This window comes from Pseudomonas sp. NEEL19 (assembly GCF_028751975.1).
Taxonomy (GTDB): domain Bacteria; phylum Pseudomonadota; class Gammaproteobacteria; order Pseudomonadales; family Pseudomonadaceae; genus Aquipseudomonas; species Aquipseudomonas juntendi.
In genome coordinates this window covers 1077963-1093115 of record NZ_CP081491.1, presented here as the reverse complement: position 1 = coordinate 1093115, position 15153 = coordinate 1077963, and the positions used below count along the sequence as shown (strand labels likewise).

Annotated in this window: 12 protein-coding genes; 6 read left to right on the top strand and 6 right to left on the bottom strand. The window is 64.2% G+C overall.

What is annotated here, in order from left to right:
- Nucleotides 1-52 precede the first annotated feature (52 nt).
- The 5 genes from K4A76_RS04910 to edd all read right to left on the bottom strand — a co-directional run bounded on the left by K4A76_RS04910 (nucleotide 53) and on the right by edd (nucleotide 6550).
- A complete protein-coding gene (locus K4A76_RS04910) occupies nucleotides 53-1300 on the bottom strand; it encodes a D-mannose isomerase (RefSeq protein ID WP_274411666.1) in 1248 nt (415 codons plus the stop codon).
- Nucleotides 1301-1457: 157 nt separating this feature from the next.
- Entirely contained in the window at nucleotides 1458-2912 is a 1455-nt protein-coding gene (locus tag K4A76_RS04905) for an ATP-binding protein (RefSeq protein WP_054881599.1), read from the bottom strand.
- Nucleotides 2893-3618 (bottom strand): two-component system response regulator GltR, encoded by a 726-nt coding sequence (gene gltR / locus K4A76_RS04900; protein ID WP_110679388.1) that lies wholly within the window; start codon nucleotides 3616-3618, stop codon nucleotides 2893-2895. The genes K4A76_RS04905 and gltR overlap by 20 nt, the downstream gene beginning before the upstream one ends.
- Nucleotides 3619-3767: 149 nt before the next feature.
- Nucleotides 3768-4727, bottom strand: a complete 960-nt coding sequence (locus K4A76_RS04895) for a glucokinase (protein WP_029885497.1) — start codon at nucleotides 4725-4727, stop codon at nucleotides 3768-3770.
- Entirely contained in the window at nucleotides 4724-6550 is a 1827-nt protein-coding gene (gene edd / locus K4A76_RS04890; RefSeq protein WP_009683397.1) for a phosphogluconate dehydratase, read from the bottom strand. The genes K4A76_RS04895 and edd overlap by 4 nt, the downstream gene beginning before the upstream one ends.
- 264 nt (nucleotides 6551-6814) lie before the next feature.
- Between edd and gap the strand changes: the two genes are divergently transcribed.
- From gap to K4A76_RS04860, 6 genes are all read left to right on the top strand, one after another.
- Nucleotides 6815-7816, top strand: coding sequence for a type I glyceraldehyde-3-phosphate dehydrogenase (gene gap, locus K4A76_RS04885; RefSeq protein WP_054881597.1), 1002 nt, complete (start codon nucleotides 6815-6817; stop codon nucleotides 7814-7816).
- A 191-nt stretch (nucleotides 7817-8007) separates the two neighbouring features.
- Nucleotides 8008-8520, top strand: a complete 513-nt coding sequence (locus K4A76_RS04880; protein ID WP_161893136.1) for an RNA polymerase sigma factor — start codon at nucleotides 8008-8010, stop codon at nucleotides 8518-8520.
- Nucleotides 8521-8610: 90 nt separating this feature from the next.
- Nucleotides 8611-9573, top strand: a complete 963-nt coding sequence (locus tag K4A76_RS04875) for a FecR family protein (protein ID WP_274411665.1) — start codon at nucleotides 8611-8613, stop codon at nucleotides 9571-9573.
- Between the two features lie 180 nt (nucleotides 9574-9753).
- The gene (locus K4A76_RS04870) at nucleotides 9754-12342 is read left to right on the top strand and encodes a TonB-dependent receptor (RefSeq protein ID WP_054881594.1); all 2589 of its coding nucleotides are present in this window, start codon (nucleotides 9754-9756) and stop codon (nucleotides 12340-12342) included.
- A gap of 160 nt (nucleotides 12343-12502) precedes the next feature.
- Nucleotides 12503-13096, top strand: coding sequence for a biliverdin-producing heme oxygenase (locus K4A76_RS04865; RefSeq protein WP_054881593.1), 594 nt, complete (start codon nucleotides 12503-12505; stop codon nucleotides 13094-13096).
- Nucleotides 13097-13150: 54 nt separating this feature from the next.
- Nucleotides 13151-13564: a YbaN family protein gene (locus K4A76_RS04860; protein ID WP_054890324.1), complete on the top strand. Its 414-nt coding sequence runs from the start codon at nucleotides 13151-13153 to the stop codon at nucleotides 13562-13564.
- Here the strand turns inward: K4A76_RS04860 and arcD are convergent.
- A complete protein-coding gene (gene arcD / locus K4A76_RS04855) occupies nucleotides 13544-14971 on the bottom strand; it encodes an arginine-ornithine antiporter (protein ID WP_274411664.1) in 1428 nt (475 codons plus the stop codon). The two genes, K4A76_RS04860 and arcD, sit on opposite strands and share 21 nt — an antisense overlap.
- Nucleotides 14972-15153 lie beyond the last annotated feature (182 nt).

Sequence of the window (15153 nt, the reverse complement as noted above, 5' to 3'; positions counted from 1 at the left end):
GTCTAAACAGCGTGCCCGCCCCGTCAGGTAACGAAGCGATGCGTGAATGTCATCATTTGGTTACATTGCTGCCCAGGTTGCTGGCCAGGCTGGGCGCCAGCGGCAAGCCTGGCAGCAGCAGCGCCTGGTAGGCGTGATAGAGGTCGGGCTTGCCCGGCCAGATGGTCCCGGCCGGCCGGTTTTTGCCATCGAGTTCGTGGTGCCAGCTGCCCGCCACAGGGTCGATGAAGTGGTTGGCGATAAACCCCCAGAGGGTGCGGTACCACTGCTCGTAACGGGCCTCGCCGGTACGCTGCAACAAGGCCGCGGCGGCGGCGCACGCTTCGGCGTGCACCCAGTGCAGGCGCGCGTTCACCACCGGGCGGTTGGCCCAGTCCAGCGTGTAGACGAAACCCTCTGCGCCATCGACGTTCCAGGCGTGCTGGCAGGCGGCCTCGAACAACCCGCTGGCACTTTCTGCCAGCCACTGCGGTGCCGGCAGCCCGGCACGTTGCAGGCTGGCCTCCAGGTGCAGTAGCAACCGCGCCCATTCCAGGGCGTGCCCAGGCGTGGTGCCAAAGGGCCGGAAATGATCGGCGGGGTGGTCGTGGTTGTAGTCCGCCACGGGCTGCCAGTGCACGTCGAAGTGTTCGATCACCCGGTAACCGCTACCGGCGGCATGGGTATGGATGATGCGTTCGGCGATACGCAACGCGCGTTGCAGCCACAGCGTGTTGCCGGTGACATCAGCCAGGGCCAGGAACGCCTCGGTCGCATGCATGTTGCTGTTGGCGCCACGGTACGGCTCGGGCAACTGCCAGGCACGGGAGTAAGCCTCTTGCAGGGCACCTTCGGCTTCGCTCCAGAAATGCCGCTCGATCACCTCGGTGGCGTCTGCCAGCAGGCCCCTGGCACTGGCGGCGCCCGCCACCACGGCAGAGCTGGCGGCCAGGGCGACGAAGGCATGCAGGTAGGCGGCCTTGCCGCTGTCCTGCTGGCCATCGGGGTGAGCGAACCAGCCCCCATAGCTGGCATCCTGCATGGCCCCGCGCAGGGCGGCCACGCCGTGCTCGGCGTAGGCCAGGCAGCCTGGAATGCCTTGCAGGTGAGCCAGGGCAAAACAGTGGGTCATGCGCGCCGTGTTCATGGTTTCGGCGCGGGCACCAGCGGCGAGTTGGCCTTTGGCATCCAGGTTGCCGAAGCCGTCCGGGCGTTTCGCGGCTTTGGCAAAGGCCAGCAGCCGCTGGGCCTCGGCCAGGCGCCAGGCCGTATGAGCCGGGGCTTTCAGCCAGCTGGTGGAGGGCAGTAGGTGGGTATTCATGAGCCAGCTTTATCCTTGCCAGTCGTGTGCGAATTCTAGCCAGCGGGGTCGAGGCAGATGTCACGAAGGAGGCTGGGATTGTCACTGGGCAGTGACAATTGAGTGACCTGAGTGCAAACCTTGAAACCCGTGCGGCCCTTGCAGGCAACACGGAAAATCAGTCCATGCCTCGCGGCAGGAACAAGGTTACCCGCAGCCCACCGTCGCGCAGGTTCAGCAAACTCACCTCGCCGCCATGGCTATGGGCAATATTGCGTGCAATCCCCAACCCCAGCCCGTAACCCTGTTGCTGGGCGGCCAGGCGGAAGTGTGGCTCGAACACCTGCTCCAGCTGCTGCTGGGGCACCCCCGGCCCTTGGTCATCCACCTGCAGCACAAAGCCCTCGGCGCTGTCGATGATACGCAGTTGCGCCCGTTCGCCGTACTTGATGGCGTTGTCGATCAGGTTGCCGATGCAGCGCCGCAGGGCCAGAGGTTTGCCCGGGTACGGTGCAAGCGCCTTGCCGTACACAGTGACGCGGCCATCGGCCAGGTAAGGCTCGGCCAGGATATCCAGCACCTGATTGAGGTCGACGGGCTCGATGTTCTCATGGATGTCGGTGTCCTTCACGCATTGCAGGGCGCCTTTGACCAGCAGCTCCAGCTCGTCCAGGTCCTGGCTGAACTTGGCTTGCAGGCGCTCGTCTTCCAACAGCTCGACACGCAGGCGCAGGCGGGTTATCGGTGTGCGCAGGTCGTGGGATATGGCGCTGAACAACTGGCTGCGTTCGGTCAGGTAACGGCTGATACGTTCGCGCATGCTGTTGAATGCCCGGCTCACCTCGACCACTTCGCTGCCGCCACCTTCCGCCAGCGGCGCCACATCAGCGCCCAGCGACATTTCCCGCGCGGCCCGGGCCAGGCGTTTGAGTGGCCAGCTTTGCCAGTGCACCAACAAGCCGATGAACAGCAACAGCAAGGCCGTGGTCAGCACCATGAACCCCACCTGCTGGCGTGGCAGGCGTTCGGCTTCCAGGCCGGTATACGGCTCGGGCAGCAACGAGGCGATGTACAGCCACTCCCCCTCACCCAGGCGGATCTGCGTGACCAGCACCGGTGGCTTGAGGGGCTCGAGCGTCAGCGAGTAATGCGCCCACGAGCGCGGCAGCTCGTCGAGCTTGAGGCCGCTGTTGAAGATGCGCAGCTCGTCAGGCCCGACGAACTCGACGGAAATTTCCATCTGCGACCCCAGGCGCTCGTGCAACACCTGCTGGAATACATCGATCACCGCCTGCTTGCGCGCCGTGACGGGCAACGCCTGCATGTCCAGCGGGGTAGCATTGAGCGATACGAAAAACCGCGTGCCGCCCATGCTGCGCAACTGGTCGAGCACCAGCGGCCGGTAGGCCACTGGCAACGACCGGAAGTAACTGACGCTGGCGCTCATCGAATGGGCCAGGCTGCTGGCACTGGCCCGCAACCCCTGCAACTGGCTGGCGCGCAGTTGGGAAACCCAGATGATGCTCGACAACCCCTGGGCCAGCAGCACCACCAGCAGGGTCAGCAGCAGCATGCGCCCCAGCAGTGAGCGGGGCAGCAAACGCCAGCGCCGCTCAGGGCGCACAGCAGACATGCGCCGCCAACAGGTAACCGCTGCCGCGCACGGTGCGGATCAGCCGGGGAGGTTTGTCGGTGTCGCGCAGGCGCTGGCGCAGGCGACTGACCGCCATGTCGACGATACGGTCCAGCGGCATCGGCTCGCGGCCGCGGGTGGCGTTGCCGATGGTGTCGCGGTCGAGGATTTGCTGTGGGTGGTCGAGGAACAGCTTGAGCAGTGCGAAGTCGGCACCGGAGAGAATCACCTCCTCACCATCGCGGTGGAACAGCCGGTGGCTGACCGTGTCCAGGCGCCAGTCATCGAAGGCCAGCACCGCGCTCCCCGGCGCCGCCTGGCCAAACTCGGCGCGGCGCAGCAGGGCCTTTAGCCGAGCCTGCAGCTCGCGCGGGCTGAACGGCTTGCCCAGGTAGTCGTCGGCACCCAGCTCCAGGCCGATGACCCGGTCGGCTTCATCGGAACTGGCAGTGAGCATGATGATTGGCACACGCGCCCGGCGCGGATGCTGCCGAACCCAGCGGCACAGGCTGAAACCATCTTCATCGGGCAACATGACATCGAGAATGACCAGGTCGCAGGGGCTGCTTTCCAGCGCGCGGCGAAAGCCCGCGCCGTCGGCTTCGGCATGCACCTGGAAGCCGGAGCGGCTCAAATAGGTTTGCAGCAGTTCACGGATTTCCTGGTCGTCGTCGACCATCAGGATCGATTTGCCGGCAGTGCTCAAGGTGGTCCTTCCTCTTCTTGGTTACAGGTCTTTGCTGCCTGTTTTTATTGGGGCTGCTTTGCAGCCCTTCGCGGGCTTGCCCGCTCCTACAGGGATCGCAGCACCTGTAGGAGCGGGCAAGCCCGCGAAGGGCCGCAAAGCGGCCCCAGTCAATGGTCCAGCGCTTGCTGCAACGCCACACCCGCCCCCAGCAACCCGGAAAACTCCGCCGTCACCAGCCACACCGGCACACCCGCAAAGTAGCCGCTCATGCAGCCCTTGTCGGCAAAGCTGGCGGCGAACCCGCTGCGCAGGAACAACTCGGCAAACCGCGGGATGACCCCGCCAACGATATAGACCCCACCGCGCGCGCCCAAGGTAAGCACATTGTTCCCGGCCACGCGCCCCAGGAACCGGCAGAACTGCTCGATCACCGCCAGTGCCCGTGGCTCGCCGCCCAGCGCTGCATCGGTGATCTGCGCCGGGGACGTGTGCCGTGGGGTGTCGCCGTCCAGCGCACACAGGGCCTGGTAAAGCCGTACCAGGCCACCCCCGCTGAGTACCGTCTCGGCACTGACATGGCCGATTTGCTGGTGGATCTGCTGGTGGATCGCCGCTTCGCGGGCGTTGCCCACCGGCAGGTCCACATGCCCGCCTTCGCCCGGCAAGGCCTGCCAGTGCTGCCCGCCAAGGCGCAGCAGCGAACCCACGCCAAGGCCGGTGCCCGGGCCGATCACCAGTGCCGGGCGCGTTGGGTCTGCCTGCCCGGGGCACACCTGGCGCACTTCGCCTTCTTGCAGGCGGGTCATGCCCAACGCCATGGCGGTGAAATCATTGATCAACACCAGCCGCTCGACCTGCAAGGTCTTGCAGAACGCCAGGCGGCTCAGGCGCCAGTGGTTGTTGGTGAAGCGAAACTCGTCGCCCTCGACCGGCCCTGCCACCGCCAGGCACACCGCGGCCAGGCCGCCGCGGGCGATGCCCTGGCCATGCAGATAGGCCTCGATAGCCTGCTCCGGGCTGGTGTAGTCCGCGGTAGCGAAGACTTTTACCTCGTGCAACTGGTTGTCACGCCACAACGCAAAACGGGCGTTGGTGCCGCCGATATCGCCAACCAGCAGGTCCTTCATTTAAGGTTCTCCAGGGCAGAGGTGAAGGCACTGGCGCCCTGCTCTGCCGGGCTGAACGCCATGCGCATGAAGCCGAACAGCTCGCGCCCGCACCCCAGGTCATTGCCCTGGGGCGCCGGCGGCAGGTCGCGGCTGGCCAGTTCTTCGGCCGATACCAGTACCCGCAGCGTGCCTTCGACACCATCAACGCGCACCATATCACCATCGCGCACCCGTGCCAGCGGGCCACCGTCATAGGCTTCGGGGCACACGTGGATCGCCGCCGGGATCTTGCCCGAGGCGCCGGACATGCGCCCGTCGGTAACCAGCGCCACCTTGAAGCCGCGGTCTTGCAGCACGCCCAGGAACGGCGTGAGCTTGTGCAGCTCGGGCATGCCATTGCAACGGGGGCCCTGGAAGCGCACCACCGCCACGAAATCACACTCCAGCTCACCGGCCTTGAACGCATCGGCCAGCGACTGCTGATCGTGGAACACCCGCGCCGGGGCCTCGACCACCTGGTGCTCGGCAGCTACAGCCGAAACCTTCATCACGCCACGCCCCAGGTTGCCCTCCATCACCCGCAGGCCGCCTTCGGCCGAGAACGGCCGCGCGACCGGGCGCAGGATGCTTTCGTCCAGGCTTTGCAGCGGGCCTTCGCGCCATACCAGCTTGCCATCATCGAGGAACGGCTCCTGGGTGTAACGGCGCAGGCCATGGCCGGCGACGGTGTTGACGTCTTCGTGCAGCAGGCCGGCATCGAGCAGCTCGCGGATCAGGAAGGCCATGCCGCCAGCGGCCTGGAAGTGGTTGATATCAGCCTTGCCGTTGGGGTAGACATGCGACAGGGTGGGCACGACCTCGGAGAGGTCGGCCATGTCCTGCCAGGTCAGCTGTATGCCGGCAGCCTGGGCAATTGCCGGGATGTGCAGGGTATGGTTGGTGGAGCCACCCGTGGCGTGCAGGGCAACGATGGAGTTGACCAACGCCTTCTCGTCGACGATTTCGCCCAGCGGCATGAAGCTGCCACTGGCCTTGGTCATGCGCGTGACCTGTTGCGCGGCCTCGGCGGTGAGCGCATCGCGCAGCGGCGTGTACGGGTTGACGAACGACGCGCCAGGCAGATGCAGGCCCATCACCTCCATCACCAGCTGGTTGGTATTGGCGGTGCCGTAGAAGGTGCAGGTACCCGGGCTGTGATAGGAATTCATCTCCGACTCCAGCAGCTCCTCGCGGCTGGCCTTGCCTTCGGCATAGCGCTGGCGCACGTCGGCCTTCTGCTTGTTGGAAATGCCGGAAACCATCGGCCCGCCCGGCACGAAAATGGTCGGCAAGTGGCCAAAGCGCAACGCGCCCATCATCAGCCCGGGGACGATCTTGTCGCAAATGCCCAGCATCAGCGCGGCGTCGAACATGTTGTGCGACAGCGCTACCGCAGTGGACATGGCAATCACTTCCCGGCTGGCGATAGCCAGTTCCATGCCCGGCTCACCCTGTGTCACGCCGTCGCACATGGCCGGCACGCCACCGGCGAACTGGCCGACCGAGCCGACCTCGCGCAGGGCCTGCTTGATCTGCTCGGGGAAGTGCAGGTACGGCTGGTGGGCCGACAGCATGTCGTTGTAGGCCGAGACGATGGCCACGTTGGCGGCGTTCATCAGGCGCAGCGTTTGCTTGTCGTCGCTGCCGCAACCGGCCACCCCGTGGGCGAAGTTGGCGCACTGCAGGCTGGCGCGCATGGGCCCGTCACTGGCCGCGCCGCGAATCAGCTGCAGGTAGCGTTCGCGGGTGGCTCGGCTGCGTTCGACCAGCCGCTGGGTGACCTCAAGGATGCGCGGATGCATGTACTGGACTCCAGACTAATTGTAAGGGCGGTTTACCGGGCATTTCCCCTCCAACCGATTGCCGCCTAGGCTCAAGACCAGGAGCCCGCTGCATCGGTAGAGGCATCTTGCCCCACCACTCGTTGTATGTTTAAACAAAATACTGCCACTAAAAAGGCTTGTTTTCTATCTGATAGTGAATAATCTTGTAATTCCAACAACAAAACCGTTTCAGTGAAGCTCCTTTGTGCCACAGGTTTCACTCGGACTGCCAGAGGTACTGCCATGACCCTTCGCATCGCCATCAATGGATTCGGCCGCATCGGCCGCAACGTCCTGCGCGCACTGTATACCCAAGGCTACCGCCAGGACTTGCAGGTCGTCGCCATCAACGACCTGGGCGACAGCGCCATGAACGCCCACCTTCTCAAGTACGACAGCGTGCACGGTACCTTCGACGCCACGGTCGAGGCCGACCACGAAAGCCTCACGGTCAATGGTGACCGTATCGCGGTCAGTGCCATTCGCAACCCGGCCGAACTGCCGTGGAAGGCTGAAGCGATCGATGTGGTGTTCGAATGCACCGGGTTGTTTACCGAGCGGGCCAAGGCAGCTGCCCACCTCGCCGCCGGGGCGGGCAAGGTGATTGTCTCGGCGCCGGCCAAAGGGGCTGATGCCACCGTGGTGTACGGGGTCAACCATGACGTGCTGCGGGCTTCGCACCAGGTCATTTCCAACGCCTCGTGCACCACCAACTGCCTGGCACCGATCGCCCAGGTGCTGCACCGCGAGTTCGGCATCGAGCAGGGCCTGATGACCACCATCCACGCCTATACCAACGACCAGGTGCTGACCGACGTTTACCACAGCGACCCGTACCGCGCGCGCTCGGCAACCCAGTCGATGATCCCCAGCAAGACCGGCGCGGCCGAGGCGGTAGGCCTGGTACTGCCGGAACTGGCCGGCAAACTGACCGGTATGGCCGTGCGGGTGCCGGTGATCAACGTGTCGCTGGTGGACCTGACCGTGAACCTCAAGCGCGAGGCCACCGCCGAGCAGGTCAACCAGTTGTTCCTCGAGGCGAGCAAGCATTCCAAGGTCTTGGGCTACAACGCGTTGCCATTGGTTTCCTGCGATTTCAACCACAACCCGCTGTCGTCGATCTTCGATGCCAACCACACCCGCGCCAACGGGCGCATGCTCAAGGTGCTGGCCTGGTATGACAACGAGTGGGGCTTCAGCAACCGCATGCTGGATAACTGCCTGGCGTTGTGCAGGGCACGGTGAGCCTGACGGGGCACTTTGGGCGCCTGTGAGACCCGGCGCCGCGCAGGCGGCGCTCGGTCTCGAATACACAGAACATCCTCCCCCAGCCACCAGCGGGCTCACAATCTTTACCTTTTCCTAACATTTCCAGACTTGACCTTCTGCATAGATGATAAGCATTATCATTAGCTTTTGGTCGGTCAGGTCTTCTCGTGAGTCACTCCCGGTTCAACGCCGTCTTCCTCCTCCAGCGCCTTTCCCTGCTGCGCACCCTGCAGCGCATGGTCGGCAACCCCAGCACCGCCGAGGACCTGCTGCAGGAAACCTACCTGCGGGTGTCGCGCGCCCTGGGCGAGCGGCCTGTCGAGCACATCGAACCCTTCGTGTTCCAGACGGCCCGCAACCTGGCGCTCGACCACTTGCGCGCCCGCCGGGTGCAGGCCCGCATGCTGGTCGACGACGTGCCCGACGAGGTGCTGCACAGCGTGGCCGCACCGGCCAGCAGCAGCGAGGATGCCGCGCACGCCGAACAACTGCTCAAGCACCTGAGCATCAGCCTGAACCAGCTGAGCGAGCGCCAGCAGCGCATCTTCATTCTCAGCCGCCTGCATGGCGCCACCTACCTGGAAATTGCCGAGCAACTGAATGTTTCGGCCAGTACGGTACAAAAGGAACTGAAGCTGATCATGGCCATCTGCATGGGCGTCGCCGAGCGCCTGAAGTGAACCGGCCGCTGGCCAGCCCCTCAACGTAAAGCCCTTGCCACACCACGCCGCAGCCTTGATCATTTGCAAAAAACCACGCAAGGATTCCCCGTGACCGACAGCCCCGCCCCTCGCCCGTCACCTGCCGGGCCCAATGCCCGTGCGCGTGCCATGGACGAGGCGCTGGAATGGCTGGTACGCCTGCAAGGCGCCGATGCCGACGACATCCTCGCCTTCCAGGCCTGGTTGAGCGCAGCGCCAGAAAACGCCGAAGCCTATGTCGAGGCAGAAGCGCTGTGGAACGGTATGCCGCTGCACCAGGTGGCCACGCAGATGCACCGGCAGCAGCGCCGGTCGTGGCGCGGGCGCCTGCGCAGCCACTGGAAGCCGTTGGCGACGGCAGCCGTGCTGCTGGTTGGGCTGGTGACCTTCGGCAACCTGCCGACACGCCTGCAGGCCGACCACCTGACCGTGGTCGGCGAACGCCAGCGCCTACAACTGGACGATGGCGCAAAGGTGCTGCTGAACACCAATTCGGCGTTCGCCAGTGACCGCCGCGGCGGCCGCCAGGTCGCGCGCCTGCTGCAGGGTGAAGCCTACTTCCAGGTGCCGCAGAACGCGCCGATGCCGCTGGAAGTCCAGGCCGGGCCATTGCGCGCGCAAGCACGCGATACCGATTTCGCCGTGCGCTACCTCAACGGTGAAGCGCAACTGCGGGTGCAGCGCGGCGATGTCGACCTGCAAGGTGCGCGTGACCAGCGCATACGCCTCAGCGCTGGCGACAGCATCAGTGTGGGCCCCCAGGGCATTGGCCAGCGCCAGCGCCCCGACATGCACAAGGACCTGGCCTGGGTCGATGGCCGCCTGGTGTTCGAAAACTGCCCGCTGAGCCAGGTACTGGCCGAAGTCCGGCGCTATTACCCCGGCTGGATCATCAACCGCAATACCCAGCTGGATGACGTTGCCGTAACCGGCAACTACCGCCTCGACCAGCCGCTGGAAACCCTGCGCGCGCTGGCTCACATCACCTCCGCCCAGTTGCATGAGTACCCGGCGCTGGTCATCCTGAACTGACTGTCTGCCTCCCCTACGGCCACGTCGCCGCGCAGCCCGGCATGCCTGTTCAAAGCTTTTGCATTTATTTTTACGCAGTTCTGCGCCCCCATCCGTCTCGTTATAGCCAATGCAACTGATTCTTGTTTAACAAACGAGAACAGACACCTATAACTGTCTGCACGTTTGGGAGCGCTTCCGATGTACACAGGTATTACCCGCTCGTCTTCCCTTCCCCGCCGTACCGGGCAGCTTTCGCTGCTGACCTTGGCATTGCTCGCCAGCGGCGCCTGCAGCCTGCCGGCGCTGGCTGCCGAACCGGCCCGCGCCAGCAGCCCGCGCATGGGCGATTACCGCTTCAGCATCGGCCAGCAACCGCTGGTGTCGGCCATCAACGCCTTCAGCCAGGTCACCGGTTGGCAGGTTGGCTTCAGCGCCGAGTTGGCCGAAGGCGTGGCCTCACCCGGTGTACAGGGTGCGCTGCCGCCAGATGCCGCGCTCAAGCGCCTGTTGCAGGGCACCGGGCTGAGCTTTCGCAAGATCGGCAATGCCAATGTGGTACTCGAACGCCAGGCCGCGAACAATGTGATCGCGCTGCAGCAAGTGACCGTCAGCGCCACCCGCAGTGCCCAGGACGTGAGCCAGGTGCCGAGCACGGTCAGCGTGCAGACCCGAGCGCAACTGGACCGCCAGAACGTCAACAACATCCAGGACCTGGTGCGTTACGAACCGGGTGTATCGGTGGCCGGCACCGGCCAGCGCAGTGGCCTGAACGGCTACAACATTCGCGGTATCGACGGCGAGCGGATTCTCACCCAGGTCGACGGTGTGGCGATCCCCGACAGTTTCTTCTACGGCCCCTACGCGCAAACCCAACGCAACTATGTCGACCCGGAAATCGTCAAGCGCGTGGAAATCCTGCGCGGCCCGGCCTCGGTGCTGTATGGCAGCAATGCGATCGGCGGCGCGGTCAGCTACTTCACCCTCGACCCCGACGACATCATCAAGCCAGGCAAGGATGTTGGCGCACGCCTGAAAAGCGGTTACAGCTCGGCGGACGAAAGCTGGCTGACCTCGGCCACCGTCGCCGGGCGCCAGGGCGATGTCGACGGCCTGCTGCACCTGAGCCAGCGCAATGGCCACGAGACCGAGACCCAAGGCCACCACAGCGGCGCAGGCCTGGCCCGTACCGAAGCCAACCCGATGGACGTGCGCACCACCAACGTCCTGGCCAAGGCAGGCTGGAACTACGCTGACGACGCCCGCCTGGGCGTTACTTACGAGCGCTACAAGGACGACCGCGACCAGAACATCCTCAGCGCCGCGGGAGGGCCGTTCATACCCGGGTTCGGTGGCATGGGCTACTACAAGGCGCGCAGCGGCAACGACACCATCACCCGCGAACGCTTCGGCATCAACCATGAGTTCGGCCTGGACACGCTGTTCGCTGACCAGGTGAAGTGGAGCCTGAACTACCAGGTCGCCAAGACCGACCAGCACACCGATGAAATCTATGCGCCACCTGGCCGCCAGGTACTGCGCACCCGCGACACCCGTTACAAGGACCGCCAGTGGGTGTTCGATGCCCAGCTGGACAAAGCCTTCAGCATCGGCAGCACCGACCACTTGCTGACCTACGGCACCACCCTCAAGCACGAGAAAATCACCGGTTCGCGCAGTGGCACGGGCACCTGCCTGGCCGTAGGCTCGGGTTGCGCTGCCGCGGGCGCGCCGCGCCCGGCCGACGGCCAGGTGCTGGTCAGTGATTTCCCGGACCCGACCGTGAACACCTACAGCCTGTTCGTGCAGGATGAAATCCGCTGGAACCGCTGGACCTTCCTGCCAGGCGCCCGTTACGACTACACGCGCATGCAGCCCAAGTTCACCGAGGCGTTTCTGCGTGGCCTGGAGTCCACCGCCACGGCGCCAACCTCCCAGGACGACTCGGACAAGACGTGGCACCGCGTCTCGCCCAAGTTCGGCCTGACCTACGCCTTCGATGACCACTACACCTGGTACGGCCAGTACGCTGAGGGCTTCCGCACGCCGACCGCCAAGTCCATGTATGGGAAATTCGTCAACCTAGACCAAGGCTACCGGGTAGAAGGCAACCCAGGGCTGGAGCCTGAAAAGAGCAAGGGCTATGAAACCGGCCTGCGCGGCAACTTCGACGCCGGCAACTTCGACGTGGCGGTGTTCTACAACAAGTACCGCGACTTCATCGACGAAGACGCCGTGCAGAGCGCCAACCTGGAACAGACCTTCCAGGCCAACAACATCAAGCACGCCACCATCAAGGGCGCCGAGGTCAAGGGCCGCCTCAACCTTGACCATTTCGGAGCGCCACAAGGCCTGTATACCCAGGGCTCGATTGCCTACACCTATGGCCGTAACGATGACACCGGCGAACCGCTGAACACGGTCAATCCGCTCAAAGGCGTGTTCGGCCTGGGTTACGAGCAACACAACTATGGTGGCTTGCTGAGCTGGACGCTGGTCAAGCGCAAGACCCGGGTCGACGACAGCACCTTCTACTCACCAGACGGTTCGAGCACGAAGTTCCGCACGCCAGGCTATGGCGTGCTGGACCTGACCGGTTTCTACAAGGTGACCGACGACGTCACCATCAACGCCGGGCTGTACAACCTGACCGACAAGAAATACTGGCAGTGGGACTCGGTACGCAGCTATGACGGCCAGGGTGAAGCGGCTGTGACCCAGCCGGCCAACATCGACCGTTTGAGCATGCCGGGGCGCAACTTCGGCATCAATGTGGTGTGGGATATCTGAAGGTTTCAGGTTTGCAGCGCCTGTGGGATCAGGCGCCGCCCGCGCGGCGCCCGATCCCACAGGCAACGCAATGCCCCGTCTGTACATACCCGGTTTTTTTACTGTTCCGCCCCCGCTGCTTCGTCTTGTCTCTAGACGCCCTCTTTCCAAGGACTGCCCCATGACCGACCGCCCAGCCTTGCGCTCCCAGCGCCTGAACCAGATCACCCACGCCCCGCACGCCGAGCTGGATGCCCTGGTCAAATCCCACGCCCCATTCGACAGCCGCGAAAGTTTCGCCCGCTTCGTGGTCGCCCAGTACCTGTTCCAATCCGAGCTGCAGGCCCTGTACAACGACCCGCAACTGATCGCCATCGTCCCCGACCTGGCCGCGCGCTGCCGGGCCGACCAAGCCCGCCTCGACCTTGCCGACCTCGACACCCAGGTGCCGGCCGCGGTGCCGGGTGCCTTGGCCAATCCGAGCCTCGGCGAGGCAATGGGCTGGATCTTCGTCTCCGAAGGCTCCAAACTGGGCGCTGCGTTTCTGATCAAACGGGCCGCAGCGCTGGGCCTGTCCGACAGCTTCGGCGCCCGGCACCTGGGCGAGCCGGCCGGTGGCCGTGCTGAAGGCTGGAAGCAGTTCACCCGCATCCTGGATGCCCTGGACCTGTCGGCCGAAGAAGACGCGGCTGCCGAGCGCGGCGCAGTAGCGGCATTCGAGCGCTTCACCGAGCTGCTCAAGCATGCCTATGCTGCAGATGCTGCGCTGGTTTGATACGCCTTAGCCGGCCACCCTTCCGGTGGCCGCACCGTTTTTTGCAGTGAGACCATGACCCGACCCGCCCGCTCGAAACTCGCCCGCCTGCTGTATGGAATACTGGCTTACGTGAGCCTGGGGGTGGGTCTGGTCGCGATCGTCATTCCCGGCCTGCCAACCACCGAATTCATCCTGCTGGCAGCGTGGGCTGCAACGCGCAGTTCGCCACGGTTGTCGGCCTGGCTGGAAAACCACCGCCTGTTCGGGCCGATTCTGTACAACTGGCGCAACGGCAAGGTGATCCAGCGCCGCGCCAAGGTCAGCGCTACCCTCAGCATGCTGCTCTGTGCAGGCCTGATGCTGACCTTTCTTGAACACCACTGGCCGGTATTCCTCGCCATCGCCGGCATGACCCTGGGCAACCTGTGGATCTGGTCACGCCCGGAGCACGCCTGCACAGCCCCGTCACAAGCTCAGCAACCCTGAGTACAGGGCGTAGGCGGCCAGCGCCGCGCCTGCCAGCACGGCCGCGAAAATCAGCTTTTCCCACGTGGTGAACAGGGTTTGCCGCTGCTCATGCTTGGCCCTGGCGAACAGGATCACGCCCGGGGCATACAGCAACGCCGACAACAGCAGGTACTTGAGCCCGCCGGCATACAGCAGCCAGATGGCGTAGAGCAAGGCAACCAGCGCCACCAGCACGTCTTTGCGCCGCAGCCGTGGCTGCGCGGCGTAGCTCTCGCCACGCACCGCCAGCAGCAGCGCATAGGCCGCCGACCACAGGTAAGGCACCAGGATCATCGACGACGCCAGGTAGATCAGGCTGGTGTAAGTGCCGGCCGAGAACAACGTGATCAGCAGAAAACCCTGGATCATGCAGTTGGTGAGCCACAGGGCATTGGCCGGTACATGGTTGGCGTTTTCCTTGGCCAGGAAGCGCGGCATGGTCTTGTCACGAGCGGTGGCGTAAAGAATCTCGGCACACAACAATGCCCAGGAAAGCAACGCCCCCAGCAGCGAAACCGCCAAGCCGATACTGATCAGCAATGCGCCCCAAGGGCCGACGATATGCTCCAGCACCGACGCCAGCGAAGGGTTCTGCAAACCGGCAAGCTCCGGCTGGGTCATCACCCCGAGGGACAGCACGTTGACCAGCACCAGCAGCGCCAGCACACCGAGAAAGCCTATGACCGTGGCCTTGCCCACATCGGAGCGGCGCTGGGCCCGCCCGGAGTAGACGCTGGCGCCCTCGATGCCGATGAACACGAATACGGTCACCAGCATCATGTTGCGCACCTGCTCAAGCACGCCCCCGAACCCGGGGTTGCTCTGCCCCCAGATATCCCGGGTGAAGATATCGGCGCGGAAGGCGAATGCGGCAATCACCACGAAAATCAGGATGGGCGCCACTTTGGCCACGGTGGTCACCTGGTTGATGAACGCCGCCTCCTTGATGCCGCGCAAGACCAGAAAGTGCACCGCCCACAGCAGCAATGACGCACAGCCGATGGCAATGGGCGTATTGCCCTCGCCAAACACCGGGAAGTAGAAGCCCAAGGTGCTGAACAGCAGCACGAAGTAGCCGACGTTGCCCAGCCAGGCACTGATCCAATAGCCCCAGGCCGATGAAAAGCCCATGTAGTCGCCAAACCCGGCCTTGGCGTAGGCGTACACCCCTGAGTCCAGTTCCGGCTTGCGGTTGGCCAGGGTCTGGAACACGAAGGCCAGGGCCAGCATGCCCACCGCAGTGATGGTCCAGCCGATCAATACCGCCCCTACATCGGCACGCGCCGCCATGTTCTGCGGCAACGAGAATATGCCGCCGCCAATCATCGAGCCGACCACCAACGCGATCAGCGCGCCCAGGCGCAGCTTTTGACCCGGTTCGCTCATGCATCCCCCGTTTTTTCAGCCGTTGTCATCGATATGCAACAGCTTGGGTGGCCCTATATGAATATGTGCGTTCAGCGTGAACCTGTTCACAAAAATAGCCGCGGTAATAGCGGTTACATCTATAAACAGTGCCTCTAGAAACTAGCAGCTAGATAGCCACTAGAAAAGAAATAGATAAAACT